15 protein-coding genes are annotated in these 17,985 nt (G+C 72.5%); 9 read left to right on the plus strand and 6 right to left on the minus strand.

The features are described from left to right. Positions 1-189: 189 nt before the first annotated feature. Complete coding sequence (locus tag ACZ470_RS01845) at positions 190-1,770, minus strand: MFS transporter (protein ID WP_468423466.1); 1,581 nt, start codon at positions 1,768-1,770, stop codon at positions 190-192. A 213-nt stretch (positions 1,771-1,983) separates the two neighbouring features. Between ACZ470_RS01845 and ACZ470_RS01850 the strand changes: the two genes are divergently transcribed. The 7 genes from ACZ470_RS01850 to ACZ470_RS01880 all read left to right on the plus strand — a co-directional run bounded on the left by ACZ470_RS01850 (position 1,984) and on the right by ACZ470_RS01880 (position 10,887). After that, positions 1,984-3,228 carry an MFS transporter gene (locus ACZ470_RS01850; protein WP_468423468.1) on the plus strand — a complete coding sequence of 415 codons (1,245 nt, stop codon included), beginning with the start codon at positions 1,984-1,986 and terminating at the stop codon, positions 3,226-3,228. 208 nt (positions 3,229-3,436) lie between these two features. Further along, on the plus strand, positions 3,437-4,498 hold the full coding sequence (locus ACZ470_RS01855) for a ketoacyl-ACP synthase III family protein (RefSeq protein WP_468423470.1): 1,062 nt from the start codon (positions 3,437-3,439) through the stop codon (positions 4,496-4,498). Beyond that, positions 4,495-6,081 (plus strand): class I adenylate-forming enzyme family protein, encoded by a 1,587-nt coding sequence (locus tag ACZ470_RS01860; protein WP_468423472.1) that lies wholly within the window; start codon positions 4,495-4,497, stop codon positions 6,079-6,081. Before ACZ470_RS01855 ends, ACZ470_RS01860 begins: the two co-directional genes overlap by 4 nt. Beyond that, entirely contained in the window at positions 6,071-7,699 is a 1,629-nt protein-coding gene (locus tag ACZ470_RS01865; protein WP_468423474.1) for a phosphopantetheine-binding protein, read from the plus strand. The genes ACZ470_RS01860 and ACZ470_RS01865 overlap by 11 nt, the downstream gene beginning before the upstream one ends. Before the next feature lie 40 nt (positions 7,700-7,739). Continuing rightward, a complete protein-coding gene (locus tag ACZ470_RS01870) occupies positions 7,740-8,783 on the plus strand; it encodes a ketoacyl-ACP synthase III family protein (RefSeq protein ID WP_468423475.1) in 1,044 nt (347 codons plus the stop codon). Positions 8,784-8,910: 127 nt separating this feature from the next. Beyond that, positions 8,911-9,327 carry a DUF4260 family protein gene (locus ACZ470_RS01875; RefSeq protein ID WP_468423477.1) on the plus strand — a complete coding sequence of 139 codons (417 nt, stop codon included), beginning with the start codon at positions 8,911-8,913 and terminating at the stop codon, positions 9,325-9,327. Between the two features lie 321 nt (positions 9,328-9,648). Then, on the plus strand, positions 9,649-10,887 hold the full coding sequence (locus ACZ470_RS01880) for a cytochrome P450 (RefSeq protein ID WP_468423479.1): 1,239 nt from the start codon (positions 9,649-9,651) through the stop codon (positions 10,885-10,887). A gap of 91 nt (positions 10,888-10,978) precedes the next feature. Here ACZ470_RS01880 and ACZ470_RS01885 read toward each other — a convergent pair whose 3' ends face one another. Beyond that, on the minus strand, positions 10,979-12,247 hold the full coding sequence (locus ACZ470_RS01885; protein ID WP_468423481.1) for an FAD-dependent oxidoreductase: 1,269 nt from the start codon (positions 12,245-12,247) through the stop codon (positions 10,979-10,981). An 82-nt stretch (positions 12,248-12,329) separates the two neighbouring features. Continuing rightward, entirely contained in the window at positions 12,330-12,788 is a 459-nt protein-coding gene (locus ACZ470_RS01890; RefSeq protein ID WP_468423482.1) for an SRPBCC family protein, read from the minus strand. A 246-nt stretch (positions 12,789-13,034) separates the two neighbouring features. On the opposite strand from ACZ470_RS01890, the gene ACZ470_RS01895 reads away from it, so the two are divergent. After that, positions 13,035-15,230 carry an MMPL family transporter gene (locus tag ACZ470_RS01895; RefSeq protein ID WP_468423484.1) on the plus strand — a complete coding sequence of 732 codons (2,196 nt, stop codon included), beginning with the start codon at positions 13,035-13,037 and terminating at the stop codon, positions 15,228-15,230. Positions 15,231-15,269: 39 nt separating this feature from the next. Further along, a complete protein-coding gene (locus tag ACZ470_RS01900) occupies positions 15,270-15,680 on the plus strand; it encodes a DUF6416 domain-containing protein (RefSeq protein ID WP_468423486.1) in 411 nt (136 codons plus the stop codon). A 536-nt stretch (positions 15,681-16,216) separates the two neighbouring features. Here ACZ470_RS01900 and ACZ470_RS01905 read toward each other — a convergent pair. The 3 genes from ACZ470_RS01905 to ACZ470_RS01915 are packed head-to-tail and all read right to left on the minus strand — an operon-like array spanning position 16,217 to position 17,962. Continuing rightward, entirely contained in the window at positions 16,217-16,633 is a 417-nt protein-coding gene (locus ACZ470_RS01905; protein ID WP_468423488.1) for an Imm10 family immunity protein, read from the minus strand. A 9-nt stretch (positions 16,634-16,642) separates the two neighbouring features. Then, complete coding sequence (locus tag ACZ470_RS01910; RefSeq protein WP_468423490.1) at positions 16,643-16,774, minus strand: hypothetical protein; 132 nt, start codon at positions 16,772-16,774, stop codon at positions 16,643-16,645. A gap of 45 nt (positions 16,775-16,819) precedes the next feature. After that, positions 16,820-17,962, minus strand: a complete 1,143-nt coding sequence (locus tag ACZ470_RS01915) for a Fic family protein (protein ID WP_468423491.1) — start codon at positions 17,960-17,962, stop codon at positions 16,820-16,822. Positions 17,963-17,985 lie beyond the last annotated feature (23 nt).

Consider the following 17,985-nt stretch of genomic DNA (forward strand, 5'->3'; position numbering starts at 1 on the left):
TCCGGCTTGCGTCCCCGGGGGCTCCGCCCCCGAACCCCCATCGGCCCTTCGGGCCTCGTCCTCAAACGCCGGACGGGCTGATTTCAGCCGACCGGGGTGCAATTCAGCCCCTCCGGCGTTTGAGGAGCGGGGTCTGGGGCGGAGCCCCAGGTTCGGGACGGGAAGGGGCGGCGGGGGCGAGATACGGGGTCAGCTCCGGTGTGCGGACACGGGCGCCGGCGTGGTGTCGCGGCCGGAGTCGACCGCCGGCACCGTCGGCGTCAGGGACGCCACCCCCTTGCGCCCCGGGATCAGCAGACCGGCCAGAACCGCCCCCACCGCCACCACCCCCGCCGCCAGTGTCAGACCCGCCCCCGCCGCCTGGTCGAAGCCCGCCCTGGCCGTCGCCGCGATGGCCTCCCCCGCCGTGCCACCGGTGCGTTCGGCGAGTGAGAGCGCGCTCTCCAGCGTGCGGGCGGCCGGCTCCGGCAGACTCGTCCCCGACACCTCCCGCGTGTAGCCGGCGGCGAGGACGCTCCCCACCACGGCCACCCCCAGCGCGTTGCCGAACTCCTGCATCGTCATGTCCAGCGACCCCGTCGCACCCGAACGCTCCGGCGGCACCAGGGACATCACCACGTCCGTCGTCGGCCCCATGGCCAGCCCGAAGCCGACCCCGGCCAGGACCAGCCCGCCGAGCACCGGCGGATACCCCTCGCCCACCCGGGCCAGCACGAGAATCCCCGCCGCCCCGACGGCCAGACCGATCGCCACGCTCCCGCCCGGCCCGACCCGTCGCACCACCGCCGGGCACACCAGCGTCCCCAGCAGCACCGCGAACGCCACCGGCATCACCGCGAGCCCCGCCTCCAACGCCCCGTAGCCGAGGCCGAACTGGAGCCGCTGCGTGAGTACGAACAACGTCCCGGCCAGGCCGAACATCAGCAGCAGAATGCTCACGCTCGCCCCGATGAACGGAGCCCGGCGCAACAGCGCGAAGTCCACCATCGGGTGGGAGTGCCCGCGTTCCCACAGCACGAAGCCGGCACCCGCGACGGCGGCGACGGCGAACCCGGTGACCGGCCCCGGCGCGGTCCAGCCGTGCTTCGCCGCCTGGATCGCGCCGAAGACCAGCCCCACCATCGCGGCCGTACCGAGCAGCGCGCCGACCGGATCGGGCCGGCGCGGTGAACGGTCGCGGGACTCCGGCAGCAGCAGCGCCCCGGCGACCAGGACCACGGCCACCGGCACCAGGTTCACCAGGAAGATCGACCCCCACCAGAAGTGGCCGACCAGGGTCCCGCCGACCACGGGCCCGGCCGCGACGCCCAGCGCCGAGGAACCGCTCCAGACGCCGATCGCGCGGGCCCGTTCGCCCGGCGGGAAGACATCGACGAGGACGGCCAGCGTCCCCGGCATGATGAACGCCGCGCCCAGCCCCATCAGCACCCTCGCCGCGACCAGCTGGCCGGAGCCGTCCGCGCTCATGCCGACCACCGAACCCACGCCGAAGACGGCGGTGCCGAGCAGGGTGGCGCGCTTGTGGCCGTACCGGTCGGAGAGCGTCCCGGCGGTCAGCAGCGCCCCGGCGAGGGCCAGCGCGTAGCCGTCCACGATGAACTGCATCCGCCCGATGTCGGCGTCCAGGGAACGCATCATCGCGGGGATCGCCACATTGAGCAGGCCGTTGTTGAGCACGATCGCGAACAGCGCGAGCGAGAGCACGCCGAGGATCCACCAGCGGCGGGGATCCGCGGTATCGGCGCTGGGGGTGAGTCGGTCCTCCGTCATCGCGGCGGTCCTCCGTCGTCCGGGGTGAGTACGTCGTCCGGGGTGAGTACGTCGGCACAGGGGCCGCCCCCACCGTCCCGAACCCCCCTGAAGGCGCACTTGCGGCGCGAACCCCTCAACGCCCACCGCTCAAGCCGCGCTACAGCCCCGCTCCATACGGTCGCGCCAGCGCCGTCCTCGGGTGAGCGGCGGCGACACACCGAAGGGGGTGCCATGGAGGTCCCGGCACGGCTGCGGCAGGCCCGCTCCGCACTGCTGTTGATCTTTCTCGTCCACGGCGCGGTCTTCGCTCTGCTGGTCACCCGTATCCCGGCCATCCAGGATCGGTACGCCCTGAGCGACACCGCGCTCCCGATGTTCCTCGCCGCCGTGCCGATCCTCGCCGGGGTCGGCAGCGTCACCGCCTCACGGGTGGTGCGCCGGCTGCCCGCGCCGGTCCTGGTACGGATCCTCCAGCCGGCGCTCTGCCTGACCCTCGCCGGCGTCGGCGCGGGCCGGACGCTCTGGCAACTCACCGTCTGTCTCACGGTCTTCGGACTGCTGGTGGGCGCCATGGAGGCGACCGTCAACATGACCGGCGTAGGACTCCAGCGCCGCCACGGCCGCAGCATCATGCTCGGCTTCCACGCCGCCGCGAGCCTCGGCGGCATCATCGGCGCCGCGCTGGCCTGGGCCGGCGCCACCTGGGACCTGTCCCTGTTCACCCTGTTCGCGGGCTCGGTGGTACTGCTGCTGCCGGCCGCGATGGCGGCGGGCCCGTACCTCACCCGGGGATACGACCCCGAACCGGCCGGACCCGCAGAGTCCGCAGAACCCGCCGCGCGCCCCGGCGGCCGCGGCTCCGGCATCCCCTGGAAGCCCCTGCTCCCGCTCTGCCTGGTGATGGCCGTGTCCGTCGTCGCCGACTCCACCGCCACCAACTGGAGCGCCAAGTACCTCGAGGACACCCTGCACAGCTCCGAGGCGATGGCCACCGTCCCGTACGCCCTGTACATGGCGGCCACCCTGCTGGGCCGCGGGCTCGGCGACGGCTGGGTGCAGCGCTGGGGAGCGGCCGTCGTGGTGCGCACCGGGGCACTGCTCGCGGCGGCGGGCTGCGCCCTGGTGGCCGCCGCGCCGGAACCCTGGACCGGCGTGTTCGGCTTCGCCGTGCTCGGCGCCGGCCTGTCCGTGATCCTGCCCCAGATCTTCGTGGCCGGCGCCCAGCACCTGCCGGGATCCCCGGACACCGCCGTGGCCCGCATCAACCTCTTCAACTACGTGGGCTTCCTGGTCGGCCCGCCCCTGATCGGATCCATCGGGGCGGCCGTGTCGTTCCGCGTCGCGCTGTGCGTGCCCCTGGTCCTCGTCCTGTGCGTGCTGCCCGTGGCCCGCTCACTGGCCCCGCCCGCCCCCGCCCGCTCCGCCGCGGCACCCCCGCGCAAGGAAACGGCACCGTCCCCGACCACCACCGGCTGACGGAACCTCAGCTTCCCGCGCCCCGGCTGCCCCAGCGGCCGGGGCGCACCCCTGTCCCCGTGATCACCGGTCCCGCCGGGCCAGGTCTTTTAGCCGGGCCAAAGCCCCAGGGCCGACGATCCCCGCAGGGCGGACCCCCGGACCGTCCGTACGTGCGTGTCCGGCGTACGGCCGTCCGCGGGTTGAGCCAACCGACGATGGGAGAACCATGCGCTGGGAAAGCGTCTACGTGGCGGGGACGGGGGCTTGGCTCCCCGAACCGTACTCCGCCCGCGCCGCCGTGGAGGCGGGTGAATACGACCCCGAGCAGTACGAAGCGGACGGCCTGCTGTCCGTGCGGGTGGCCGGCGAGGACGTCGCGCCGCCCGACATGGCCGTCCAGGCGGCCACCACCGCGCTCAAGCGGTCCGGCACCGACCCGGAGACCGTACGGCTGCTGCTGCACAACTACGTCTGGTTCCAGGGCCAGACCATGTGGCCCGTGGCGTCCTACGTCGCCGACCACGCCGTGCACCGGGCCGTGCCGGCGTTCGAGGTGAAGCAGGAGTGCAGCGCGGCGATCGGCTCGCTGGACCTCGCCGCCCGCCACCTGACCACCGAGCCCGGCCCGGCCGCGGCCGTGCTCACCACCGCCGACCGCTTCGCCGCGCCGCTGATCGACCGCTGGCGCGCCGAGGAGGGCCTGGTGTACGCCGACGGCGGCACCGCCCTGGTCCTCTCCAACCAGGGAGGATTCGCCCGGGTGCTGTCCACGGCGACGCGGGCCGACAACCGTATGGAGGCCCTCGCCCGGGGCGCCGGGCTCACCCCGCAGCCCACCCAGGAGCCGTACGACCACGCCGCCCGGTTCGCCCACTACCTGCGCGCCCAGGGCAACATCCGGGAGGCCGCCGAGCGGCTCGTCGCCATGGTGACCGGGGCCATCGAGGACGCCCTCGCCGAGGCGGACACCGCGCGCGAGGACCTTGCCCGGGTCGTCATCCCGACCGGCGGCCGCAGCAAGATGCAGTGGCAGGCGGAGCAGCTGCTGGGGGTGCCGGAGGAGCGCACCACCTGGGACTTCGGCCGGCGCACCGGCCACCTCGGGGCGGGCGACCAGTTCGCCGCCCTCAACGACCTCGCCGAGAACGGCGCGCTGCACCCGGGCGACCGCGTACTGATGCTCTCCGCGGGCCCCGGCACCGCAGGCTGCGCCGTCCTGGAGATCCTCCACACCCCGTCCTGGTCGACCCAGGCCGCCGACCCGCAGACCCCGGAGGTGCGGCGATGACCGCGACCGCGCTCGCATCCGTCCCCGTGGCCGCGCTGATCGACAACGCCGTCGGCACCGACACCGCCCCCCGCGTCGACAACGCCGCCGAGGCGCTGCTGACCGCGGCCGTCGCCCGCCGCCCCGCCGCCCCGGCCGTACGGGACCGCTACGGCGCCTGGACCTACGCCGAACTCGACGCCGCCGCCGACTCCTTCGCCCGGATCCTGAACGGCCACGGAGTCCGCCCCGGCGACCGGGTGCTGGCCCGCGTCGGCAGCGTCCGCGAGTTCGCCGCCCTGCTGTACGGGGCCTGGCGGCACGGGGCGGTCCTCGTGCCGATCAACCCCGGGATGAAGGCCTTCCACCTCCAGGCCGTGCTCGCCGACTCCGCGCCCTCGCTGATCGTCGCGGAGGACGCCGAACGCACCGGCGCCGACGGCCTGGACTGGCCGGCCGGGACCCCGGTCCTCACCGTCGGCGACCTGGACCTGTCCGGACCGGCCGACCCGGCCGCCCGCACCCAGCGCGAGGTCCCCGCCGACCGGCTCGCCCTGCTCATCTACACCTCCGGCAGCACCGGACTGCCCAAGGCGGTGGCCTGCCCGCACGGCCCCGTCGCGTTCGCCGCCCGCGCCATCCAGGAGCGGCTCAACTACCGCCCGGACGACGTCGTGCTCACCGCCGTCCCGCTCTCCTTCGACTACGGCCTCTACCAGATCATGCTCAGCACCCTCGCCGGTGCCGAGCTGCTGCTGTCCGGACCCGCCGACCACGCCCGGCTGCTGGGCTTCGCCCGCGACCACGGGGCGACCGTCGTCCCCCTCGTGCCGTCGCTCGGGGAACTGCTGGTCCGGCTGGCCTCCCGCGACCCGAGGCCCACCCGCGTCCGGCTGTTCACCAACACGGGCGCCGCCCTCAACGCCCCGCTCATCGCCTCGCTGCGGGAGGCCTTCCCCGGCTCGTCGGTGGCGCCCATGTACGGCACCACCGAGTGCAAGCGGATCACCATCCTGGAACCCGACGGAGACCTGGCCCGCCCCGGCTCCGTCGGGCCCGCGCTGCCCGGCACCGAGGTCCTCGTCCTCGACGACGACGGCCGCCCGCTGCCGCCGCGCGAGACCGGTGAACTCTGCGTCCGCGGCCCGCATGTGATGGCCGGCTACTGGCGCGCCCCGGAGCAGACCGCGCTGCGCTTCCGGCCCGACCCGGACGGCGGCCCGGTCACCCTGCACACCGGTGACTACGGCTGGCTCGACGAGGACGGCCACGTCTACTTCCAGGGACGCAAGGACGACCTCTTCAAGAGGCGCGGCTCCCGCATGAGTTCCGTCGAGATCGAGGCCGCCGTCCTGGACATCGACGGCGTACGCGAGGCGGCGCTGCTCGTCCCGGAGGGCGACCGCGACATGGTCCTCTTCGTCGTCGGCGAACGCGCCGGACTGACCGCCGAGCAGGTGCTGTCCCGCCTCGGTGACCGCCTGGAGGCCGCCAAGGTGCCCGACGAGTGCCATGTCCTGGACGCCCTCCCGCTCACCCCCAACGGCAAGACCGACCGCAAGGAGCTGCGCCGCCGGCTCACGGAGGGCAACGATGGCCACTGACCGCGACCACGCCGAGCACCCCACCGACGCCCCGGCCCTGCGCCGGCTCGTGGAGCGGTACGGCAGCCCGCTCTACGTCTACGACCTGGCCCGGGTGCGCACCGCACTGGAGGACCTGCGCACCGCCCTGCCCCAGCCCAGCCGCATCTACTACTCGCTCAAGGCCAACCCCCACCCCGGTCTGGTCGCCGAACTGCGCCGGGGCGGCGCCCGCGCCGAGGTCACCTCGCGCGGCGAACTCGCCGCGGCCCTGGAGTCCGGCCACCCGGCGTCGGAACTGATGTACTCCGGACCCGGCAAGGTCCGCGCGGAACTGGACGAGGCGATCGCGGCGGGGATGCGCACCTTCTCCGCCGAGTCCTTCGGCGACCTCGAGCGGATCGGCGCCGCCGCCGACGCCCAGGGCGTCACCGCCGACTGCGTCCTGCGGATCAACGCCGCCGGAGCGCCCGGCCAGGCCGGACTGCGGATGACCGGCGGCCCCTCCCAGTTCGGGTTCGACCTCGACGACCTCGCCGAGCACAAGGCCCGGCTCCTGGCCCGGGGCACCCGCATCGTCGGCATGCACTTCTTCCCGCTCACCAACGCCCGCGACGAGGAGAGCCTCTGCGCCGAACTGGCCCAGAGCGTCCGCACCGCCGCCCGGCTGAAGGAGGAGCTGGGCATCCCGCTGCACCTCCTTGACCTCGGCGGGGGCTTCGCCGCCCCGTACGCCACCCCCGGCGAGCGGCCCGTCTACCGCGGGCTGCGCACGGCCCTGGCCGGCGTGCTCGACGAGCACCTGCCGGGCTGGCGGGACGGCGAGCCGGTGGTGGCCTTCGAGTCCGGACGCCACCTCGTCGGCGACAGCGGCCTGCTGGTGACCACCGTGACCGATGTCAAGAACAGCCGCGGCACCGCGTACGCGGTCCTCGACTCCGGCATCAACCACCTGGGCGGCCTCTCCGGCCTCGGCCGGCTGCTGCCGCTGAAGGCGCAACCGCTCGACACCCCCGCCCGCGAACGGGAGGAGAACGGGGACGACGAGGGACCCGCCACGATCACCCTCGCCGGCCCCCTGTGCACCCCGGCCGACATCCTCGCCCGCGCCGCCGAACTGCCCGGGGTGCGCCCCGGCGACCTGCTGGCCTTCCCCAACGTCGGCGCGTACGGACTCTCGGCGAGCCTGCTCGGCTTCCTCGGCCACCCCGCCCCCGCCGAAGTCCTCGTCGACGGCGGCGACATCGTCTCCGCCACCCGGCTGGCCCTGCGCCGCGACACCGTGGCGCCCCTCACCGAACCCGCTACGGAGGACACCACCGCCATGACCGACGCGACCGACCTCGCGGCGAGCGCCGCCCCGGCCGACGAGACCGCCGCGCCCTGGGACGAGGCCTACGAGGCGCTGCTGCACGGCGCCCTCCCGAGGCTCGCCGCCAAGGGACCCCTCCGCCCCGACACCAGCCTCAAGGCCGCGGGACTGGACTCGATGGCCATGGTCGAGGTCCTGGTCCGGGTGGAGGAGGCGTACGGGATCTCCGTCCCGGACGACCAGCTGGTGGCCGACACCTTCGCCACCCCGGCCGCGCTGTGGGGCGTGGTGTCCGCCCTGCGGGAGCAGTCCGTCGGATCGGCCTGAGTCGGCGCCCCCGAGGAGACCTGAGGAGAGAGGAGACCCCATGCGGTGGGAAGACGTGTACGTGGCGGGAACGGGGGTGTGGCTCGGCACGCCCGAGACCGCCCGGTCCGCCCTGGACTCCGGCGCGTACGACGCGCAGCAGCACGCGGCGGACGACATCCTGTCCGTCAGCGTCGCCGACCCGTCCATGGCACCCCCGGACATGGCCGTCCAGGCCGCGACGACCGCGCTCAAGCGCTCCGGGCTGGACGCCGAGGACGTGGAGCTGCTGATCCACAGCGGCATCTGGTTCCAGGGCGTCGAGATGTGGCCCGCGGCCTCCTACGTGGCCGGCCACGCCCTGCGCCGCGGCGTCCTCGCCTACGGGCTGGAACAGGAGTGCAACGGCGGCCTCGGCGCCCTGGAGGTCGCGGCCCGGCAGGTGGCCACGGGCCCCGGGTCGTCCGCGGCGATGATCACCACCGCCGACCGGTTCGGCGCGCCCCTGGTACGGCGGTGGAGCAGCGAACCCGGCTTCGTGTACGGCGACGGCGGCACCGCCCTGCTGCTGTCCGCGCGCGGCGGCTTCGCCCGGCTGCTGTCCACGGCCAGCGGGTCCGACACCTCCCTGGAAGCGGTGGTACGAGGACCGGAGCTGCGACCGCTCCCCTCGGGCGAACCCCTGGACCTGCTCGGCCGGGTCGGGCACTACGTGCGCACCCACGGCAGCGTCCGGGAGGCCACGGAGCGGGTCGCCGCGGTGATGAACTCCGTGGTCGACACCGTGCTCGCCGACGCCGGGATCGGCCGCGAGGACGTCGCCCGGGTGGTGCCGCTGGCCAGCGGACGCAGCCGGATGGAGTGGCAGGTGCCGCAACTGCTCGGCATCCCGCTGGAGCGGTCCACGTGGGAGTTCGCCCGCACGGTGGGCCACCTGGGCGCCGGCGACCAGATCGCCGGGTTCAACGACCTGGTCGAGCGGCGGGAGTTGAACCCGGGGGACCGGGTGCTCCTCGTCGGCGGCGGCTCGGGTTTCAGCTGCACCTGCGCGGTGCTGGAGATCCTCGACGCCCCGGAATGGGAGCCCTGGCGCTCGGGCGAGTGACCGGCGGCGGGCCGGGGAGAATCCACCCGGGAACGAGGGCGTTCCCCCGGCCCGTCCGCGACTCCAGCGGCGCTCCAGCGCGCCACCGGATACTGATCGTGACCCCCCACATCCGAGGGAGAGCCGCATGGCAAGTACCGAACCCACCGGAGCCACGAGGAGTTCCACACCCGCACCGCTGCGCGGGGTCTGGGGCGTGCTGGGCGCGTTCCTGCTCGCCTGGGACGTCTTCGAGGTGGTCAAGCACACCGGCTGGGTGATTCCTGCGGCCGCCCTCGGCGCCGTACTGCCCGACCTGTCCCGCCTGGCCGGCCTCGGCCAGTCCACCGGCCCCGGCCGGCTCGCCCCCCGTGCCGTGCCGCTGTACAACCTCCTGCACCGCGCCGCGATCCCCTTCGCCATCATGATCGTCTTCTCGTTCCTGGGCGACGGCCCGGAGGACATCGCGGCCCCCTTCACCTTCGCGATGTCCTGGCTCACCAACATCGCGATCGCCCGATCCCTGGGCTTCGGCCTCCGCACCCCCGACGGCTGGCACCGCTGACGCCACCTCAGCACCAACCAGCCCCTCCGGCGTTTGAGGAGCGGGGTCCGGGGCGGAGCCCCGGGACGGGACGGGAAGGGGCGGCGGGGGCGAAAAAACCCACCCACCACCCCCGTACGCCCGCACACCCCCCCCACAAAAGACACTCAGGCCCGCAGCCCACCCCCCGCCGCTGCGGGCCTGAGCCATGCCCACCCGCCCTCCCGAATCCAGCCGGCCCCCCCGGATCCAGTCGGCCTTTATCCCCCCACAAGCCCCCACTGCGACCCTCGCCAAACAGTCCGCACGCCGGTGAACCCCGAAGCATGGAGGCCACACACGATGGACACCGCCTCAGCGCACCCCGCCGAGCCCGAGGCCGGGCCGGAGGCCGCGATCCCCTACCCCTTCCACCGTCCCTCCGCGGTGGAGGTGCCGCCCGTCTACGAGGAGCTGCGCGCCAAGTGCCCCGTGGCCAGAGTCCAGCTGCCCAGCGGCGACGAGGGCTTCGTCGTCAGCCGCTACGAGGACGCCCGTACCGTCCTCGCCGACCTCCGGTTCAGCCGCGCGGCGATGCTGGCCGAGGGCGCCCCCCGCCTCACCGCGGCCCCGCCCATGCCCGGCAGCCTGTTCACCATGGACCCGCCCGAGCACACCCGGGTGCGCAAGCTCGTCTCCCGCGAGTTCACCGCCCGCCGGGTGCAGAACCTGCGCCCCCGCATCCAGCAGCTCACCGACGAGATGCTGGACGGGATGGAGAAGCTGTCCCCGCCGGTCGACCTCAACCCCGTCTTCGCGTTCCCGCTGCCGGTGATGGTCATCTGCGAGCTGCTCGGCGTGCCCTTCGAGGACCGGGACCGCTTCCGCGCCTGGTCCGACGCCTTCGTCTCGCTCACGGCCCACAGCGAGCAGGAGGTGATGGAGCAGCGGATGGCGATGGTGCAGTACCTCGCCGAGCTGGTCCGGCGCAAGCGCGAGGAGCCCGCCGACGACCTCATGAGCGCCCTGGTCGCCGTGCACGACGAGGACGGCGACCGGCTGAGCGAGCACGAGCTGATCACCATGGGCATCACGCTCCTCGTCGCCGGCCACGAGACCACGGTCAGCATGATCGGCAAGTGTGTGCTCACCCTGCTGCGGCACCCCGAGCACCTGGCCGCGCTGCGGGAGCGCCCGGAGACGATCGAGCACGTGGTCGAGGAACTGCTGCGCATCAACCCCATCGGCGACGGCGGCCCGTTCCGCGTCACCCTGGAGGACGTCGAGATCGGCGGCACCACGATCCCCAAGGGCAGCGGCGTCATCGCGGCGGTCGCCTCCGCGAACCAGGACCCCGACCGCTTCGGTGAGGCCCCCGGCGACTTCGACCTGGCGCGGTCGTCCGCCACCGCCCATCTGGCCTTCGGCCACGGCGCGCACTTCTGCCTGGGCGCCGCGCTGGCCCGCGCCGAGCTCCAGATCGCCATCTCCTCGCTGATCCGCCGCTTCCCCCGGCTGGCCCTGGCCGAGGATGTCGACAGCCTCACCCTGACCAGCGGCATGATGGTCCACGCCCTGGAGCGGGTCCCCGTCACCTGGTGAACGAACCACCGCCACCACAAAGGCCGTTGCCCGGACACCTCGACGAGGGATCCGGGCAACGGCCTTTCAAGGGCGCCCGCGTGAGGAAGGGTCAGACGGGCCGCACGGGCTCCCGCACCACCCGCTCCGCCACGATCGGCCCCGGCTGCTGCACCTGGAAGTACGCCCTCGCCAGCACCCGCTGCTGAAGCCGCCGGTTGCGGTTCACCACCCGGTACAGGGAGCGGCGGAGGACGCCCCCGGCCCGTCCGTGCAGCGCGAAGAGCCGTTCCTGGCGCAGTTGCAGGGCGCGGGAGCGGCGTACGGCCTCCGCGCGGGACTGCTGGAACCGCTCCCCGGCACGCAGCAGCGCCTGGGTGCCGCCGCCGGCCGCCATCGCCTCGTCGATCAGCGGCGCCAGGGTGACCGCGTCGATGATGGCGTGGTTGACGCCCTGGCCGAGGATCGGGGTCAGGGTGTGCGCGGCGTCGCCCATCAGGACCAGTCCGGCCGTGTGCCAGCGCGGCACCACGGTGGTGAAGATGTCCAGCATCGAGGTGTCCGACCAGGACCGCACCTCCTTGCGCACGGTCTCCGACAGCTCCGGGGCGAGCCGGTCCAGCCGCTCGTGCAGCGCGCCGAGGCCCTGGGCGCGCAGGTCCTTCAGGCCGCCCTTGGGGATGTTGAGACCCACCCGGACGCTGTCGGGGTGGGTGGGGATGAACAGGCCGTGCTCGCCGCCGAGGATGCGGATGCGGTACGTGTGGAAGTCCCACTCGGCGGGGAAGGGCAGCCGCAGCCAGATCACGTCCCGGTCCAGCGGCACCTTCTCGTACGGCAGCCCTGACATCTCCCGGACCTTGCTGAACCGCCCGTCGGCCGCCACCGTCAGCGCCGCCCGTACGGTGATCTCCCCGTCCGGGGTGCGGGCGCGCACCCCGGTGACCGGACCGTTCTCGCCCCCTTCCCTGAGCAGGCCCACGGCGGTGGCCGACTGACGGAGCGTGAAACCGGCGTGCTCCCGGCCGACGTCGGCGAGCGCGGACAGCAGGGCGGGCTGCGGCAGCTCCACCGGGTAGGGGTGCGGGTAGCGGTAGTCGGAGAAGTCGGTGCGCATCACGGTGGCGCCGGCGTCGACGATCTCCATGTGGTGCATCTGGGCGTAGGTGCCGTCGAGCCGGTCCAGCAGCCCGAGCCGGTCGAGCAGCCAGACCGAGTCCGGGGACACCGACTCGCCGCGGAAGGACCGGTTGAAGTGCCCGCTCTGCTCCAGTACCACCACCGACACGGAACGCTTGGCGAGCTCCACGGCGAGCGTGAGGCCGGCCGGTCCCCCTCCGACCACGCACACCTGTGCGGTCAGCTCAGCTGTCATCGTCATGCTGCCTCTCCAGCGAACGTCATGGTCGGTCGATCGTGCGACCGCCGCCTAAAGCTCGCCTTGCAGAGACGACCGCGACGCGTCAGTGCCGCTGCGGCTCGGGAGCACCGGACGACGACTCGACCCTGGCCTTCAGCGCGTCCGTAAGAGTGCGGAACCCGCGCTCCGAGGGGGTGATGACCGAACCGGAGAACGGCACCAGGAGCCCGCTGAAGTGCTCGCTCTGGAGTACGTGGGTGCCGCCGTCGCGCGCGGTCAGCTCGAAGCTGTGCACTCCGTCGAAGATGCCCGGCACACCGAACCGGCCGCGCCAGCGCAGCAGCCGCCCGGGCTCGCTCTCCAGCACGGTCGGGCGGAAGACCATCTCCCGTCCGCCGTCGGGCAGCCGGAACCGCAGGGTGAGCCGGGCGCCGGGCACCGCCCGGCCCGCGGCCTCGACGAGGAACGGGTTCCACTCGTGGAACCTCTCGAAGTCGGTGAGGACCGCCCACACCCGGTCGGCGGGCGCGTCGATGTGCACGGCGGACGAGATACGGCGCATGACAGACCCCTGTCGGACAGCGGAAGTGAAATCGGATTCGGATTCGGATTCGGAATCGGACGTCGTCCGGAGTCGGACGCTACCGGCCGCACCGGCCCGGCGCAGCCCACCCCGCTCCCGGCTCAAGCGGCGCTTGAGCGAGGAGCCGCAAGCTCTCCTTCAGCGAGACTCCAGCGCCATGCCCGACGCTGGCGGAACCGGTTCGTCCGTGCCGCGCGCTCCCTTGGGCTCGAAGGAAGGAATCCCATGTTCTCCGCTCTGGGTTCGGCCCTGCACCGGCGGCGGATCGCCGTCCTCCTGCTGGCCCTCCTGGTCACCGCCCTGGCCACCCTGTACGGCGGCACCGTGTCGGAGAAACTCACCAACAGCCTGTCCGACTACGACGATCCGGGCGGCGGCAACGTCGCGGCCCGGGAGATCATCGGACGCGCCACGGGGATCGACCCCCAGCAGGGCTATCTGCTGCTGGTGGAGACCGACGAGCCGGTCGAGGCGGGCGACGCCCCGCCCGCGGCCGTGACCGCCGCCGCGGAACTGTTGCGCTCCCGCCCCGAGGTCGAGCAGGTGATCGACTACACCTCCGACGGCGGCGCCTCGCTGATCGCCCGCGACGGGAGCAGCACCCTGGTCGTCGGCAATGTCCGCGCCATGAACGACCAGGAGAGCAGGACGGCCGAGGAAGAACTCCAGCAGGCCATCGAGGACGACCCCGAGCTGCGCGACAGCACCTCGCTCGGCGGCGCCACCCCCGGTCACGTCCAGGTCGGCCAGGTCTCCGACGAGGACCTCGCCCAGGCCGAACTGCTCAGCCTGCCCGTCATCCTCGTCCTCCTCTTCCTGGTCTTCCGAGGACTGGTGGCCGCGTTCGTCCCGCTGCTCGGCGGCATCGTCTCGCTGCTGCTCACCATGGCGGGCCTGCGCGTCGCCACCGACTTCATGAACGTCTCCGCCGGGGCGATGAGCCTGGCCTTCGCCCTGGGCCTCGGCCTGTCCATCGACTTCGGCCTGCTGATCGTCTCCCGCTACCGGGACGAACTCGCCGAGCACGGACCGGGCGCGCACGCCGTGTGCCGTACGGTCGCCACCGCCGGCCGCACCGTACTCTTCAGCGCCCTCACCGTGGCCGCCGCACTGGCCGCCCTCACCGCCTTCCCCCAGCCCTACCTGCGCTCCATGGGCCTGGCGGGCGTCATCACCGTGGTCTCGGCGGCCCTGTTCGCCCTCCTGGGCCTGCCCGCGTTCCTGGCCGTGCTCGGCAGGCGCATCAACTCCCTGGCACCGCGCCGCTGGCAGCGCACGGCCGACTCCGCGCGGGCCGCCGAGGGCCGCTGGCACCGGATCGCCCGGACCGTGATGCGCCGGCCGGCCGTCTTCGCCCTGCTCGCCACGACGGTCCTGCTCGTGATCGCCTCCCCGCTGGCGGGCGTCCGCTTCACCGGCGTGGACGCGACCTCCCTGCCGGAGGAGACCAGCGCCGGCCAGGTGGCCGCCGTCGTCAGCCAGGACTACGACGCCCAGTCCGCCTCGCCCCTCCAGATCGTGCTCGACACGGGTGACGCCCCGGACCCCGCCCGGCTCACCGACTACGCGGAACGCCTCGGTGACGTCGAGGGCGTGGACGCGGTCGGCGCACCCGTCCAACTGGACGACCGCCACTGGCAGATCGACGCCGTCCTCACCGACGACCCCCTGGACGACCCCGCCCTGGACGCCGTCGAGGCCGTACAGGACGTGACGGCGCCGTACCCCGCCCGGTTCGCCGGGGCGACGGCGGACTTCCTGGCCCAGCGCGAGAGCATCGCCGACAGCCTGCCCCTGGCCGGCGGCATCCTGGCCGTGGTCACCCTGCTGCTGCTCTTCGCCTTCTCCGGCTCGGTGGTGCTGCCGCTGAAGGCCCTGGTGATGAACCTGCTCTCCACCGGCGCCGCGTTCGGCTTCCTGGTGTGGGTCTTCCAGGACGGCAACCTCGGCTTCGCCGCCCAGAGCGGCCTGGAGACCACGACGCCCGTCCTGGTCTTCGCGATCGCCTTCGGCCTCTCCACCGACTACAACGTCTTCCTGCTGAGCCGCATCAAGGAGGCCCGCGCCCAGGGCATGGACGACCGTACGGCGGTGGCCCACGGCCTCGCCCGCACCGGCTCGATCGTGACCTCGGCCGCCCTGCTCTTCTGCGTCCCGGTGGGCGCGCTCGCGCTGTCCCGCCTGGTCTTCATCCAGGAACTGGGCCTGGGAGCGGCCTTCGCGGTCCTCATCGACGCCACGATCGTCCGCGCCCTGCTGGTCCCGTCCCTGATGGCCCTCCTCGGCAAGGCCAACTGGTGGGCCCCGTCCCCCCTCCGCACCCTCCACCACACCCTCCACCTGGACCGCATGGAACCCCCGACGACCCCGGACACCCCCGCGGCCCCGGCCCCCGCCAGGACGAAAACACCGGCCGTCTGACCCGGGGCAGAATGAAGGCTCTCAAAGAGGAGACATGGGGTGGACGTGACGGCGTATCTGACTGAGGCCGATCCGCGATGGGCCAAGCACTCCGGCGGAGAGGGGCACAACGATGCCTTGGAATGGGGCCCCGAGGACGTGGAGCGCGCCGCGGCCTTCCTGGCCGAACTCCCGCCACAGGCCCGACAGGTCTTCGAGTACCTGATCCGCAACCCCGGCCGCAGGATCCACTGCACGGAGCTGGTGGACAAGGTCCTGGCCGGACCGAACGAGGGGGATCCGGCGAAGCGCGTGGCAGGCGTCCTGTCCGGGATGAGCAAGGCACGCGGCAAAAGCGGGCGGAGGTACCCGTTCCACTGGTGGGAGGCCCTCGAGGGAACCGCAGGCGCAACGTACGCGGTCCGCCCCTCGGTGGCCGCGGTGTTCCTGGCCGCGCTGATCAGCGGCTGACCGTCCACTGTCAGTGCACGCGGCTACCGTCTGAGTCGCGCGGTCGGCTTCCGGGGGTTCCAGCTCCGCAGGGAATGGCTGCATCCCCGGCCTGTACGGGGGCGGCCCGGGAGACTCGTCCGGGACCCAACCTACGGCCGGGCTCCGTCGATGGCCAAGCGATGACCCGCCAGAGCCGACCGCGCAACCCGAGCACACGCCCCCGTCCGGTGTCGTTGATGTCAGCCGTCCATCAGATCCGGGTAGGGACAGAGTTCCAGCGGGGCGGTCGGACGGTCGGCCCACTTCCACCAGATGTGCTGGTTGGAGCATCCCCAGACCACACGGCAGGTTCGGCGGTCATCTTCCTCGCGGTGACATAGCGCCATCGCGCCGGCCTTCAACGGGCCACCACACTGGGGACAGGATGGCACGGACTCGGTCGGCATCCCTGCAAGGTACCCCCTTGGCCCTGGTGGCCTGAGCCCATAGCTCGGGAAGCTGCCACCATTTCGAGCCGGCTCGGGCGTTGACCTCCCTTACGTCGTCCTCGTAGTTCAGACCCCTAGCACGATCGGGAGCGCGTCAGGCCGGCCGTAGGCGAGGATGCGTGTAAGTGCCTCCCGCATGCGAGCTATGTCGGCGGCCGGTGCATGGAGGACTGCCTCGACCACCGGGTCATCCAGGAACAGGGCTTGCAGGGCATCGGGGTCGAAGGTGACCCGCAGAATGTCCCCTTCCAACTCCACCGTGCGCACACACCCGTACGCGGTGCCCTGCTCGGGGGTGACAACGCAGTACGAGTCGCAGCCGTTACGGATGTTCTGCGCATCGGGTTCTTCGAAGCCGCACTGGAACTCGAGCGCGAAGCTCTCCCCGCCTTCTGACTCGGCGACTCCGGCAGTCAGGGCATAGATGTCCGGGCCGGGCTCGTGCCATCCGTAGGCGATCTTCGCAGTGAATCTGTAGGTCACAGGCGTGTTCTACCCGACCAGGTCCATGGCGTGGTTGTGGAAGCGGCGTTCGGCGGCGCGGCATGGGGCGTTGAAGAAGGTTCGTTGAGCTTCGGCAAGGTCGCAGTTCAGGAGGGCCATGGTCACGAACACAGCTTCCACGCCGTGGCACCCGTTGTCTTTGTGTGGGACGGCCGATCCCGGCCGTCACCGCTCCCGTCGGTAGGGATCGGCGTACGGTTCCATGGATTGGCGGACCTCTTCACGGACAGGGTCCATGAGTGGACCGGGGGCGTAGTAGCGGGCGCGCGCCTTGCCGTGGGGAATCAGCCAGCCACTGGCGACAAGTTCACGAATGTCGCGGATGGCCTGTTGGTCGCTGAGGTCCGCGTCCTGCTGGTAGACCGTGCGGCGGACCTTCGCGTCGGAGAAGGCGGGCAGCAGGGCATAGACGACCCGTTCGTCCAGGCCGGCCGCTTCGACGGCTTCGACCAGGCGAGTCCAGGCGCGGGACATCACGTCGAAGCGTCGCTGGGCCTGCTGGGCCTGACGGTGGTGGGCGGTCAGACAGAACCGGATCCAGGGACGGGTGTCGCGCTCCGGGCTCCAGTGCGGGCCGCCTACGTCCTCCAGGACCTGGTAGTAGGCGTACGTGTTCTGCCCCCGGCCGAGCCACTCCTCGATGGAAGAGAATTCGGGCGGCATCAGGGCCTCGCGGGAGAACACAAGGGTGGACAGGGCGCGGGACATGCGCCCGTTTCCGTCCTTCCACGGGTGGATCTTCACGAGGTTCAGGTGCGCCATGGACGCGCGAACGTGGACGGGGGCGTCGAGGTCACCTTCGTTGAGCCAGTCGACGAACTCTCGCATCAGCGCGGGAACATCGTCGTGGTCCGGTGCGGTGTAAGCGGGGACCATGGGATCGTCGGGGCTGGTGACGTAGACGGGCCCGTCGCGCCAGCGGCCGGGGCGCTTGTCCAAGTGGTGGCCTTGCAGCATGAAGTGCAAGCCGTTGAGCAGGCCGGTGTCGTACCGGAAGTCGTCCCCGGCGTCGGCGAGGGCCTGGATATAGGTCATGCCCCGCTGATAACCCTCCAGCTCGGCACGCGTCCTCTCCCCGGTTTCCAGAGGTTCCTCGCCGGACATGAGCGCTTCCACGTCATCAACCGTCGCCGCGTACCCCTCGATGGTGTTCGACCCGGCGATCGCGCGGGCGGTGAGGTTGCGGCGCAGCTGGCGGGTCCAGCGTGGAGTGGCCCGCAGCATGTGACGCAGGGCGCGGCGCATCGATTCGATCTCGTCGAGGACCCGCAGGTCGTTATCGCTCAGGGGCGGGGTCGCATAGAGCACCCAACAATGACACAATGATTGTG

The sequence above is a fragment of the Streptomyces sp. NPDC031111 genome, assembly GCF_055570675.1.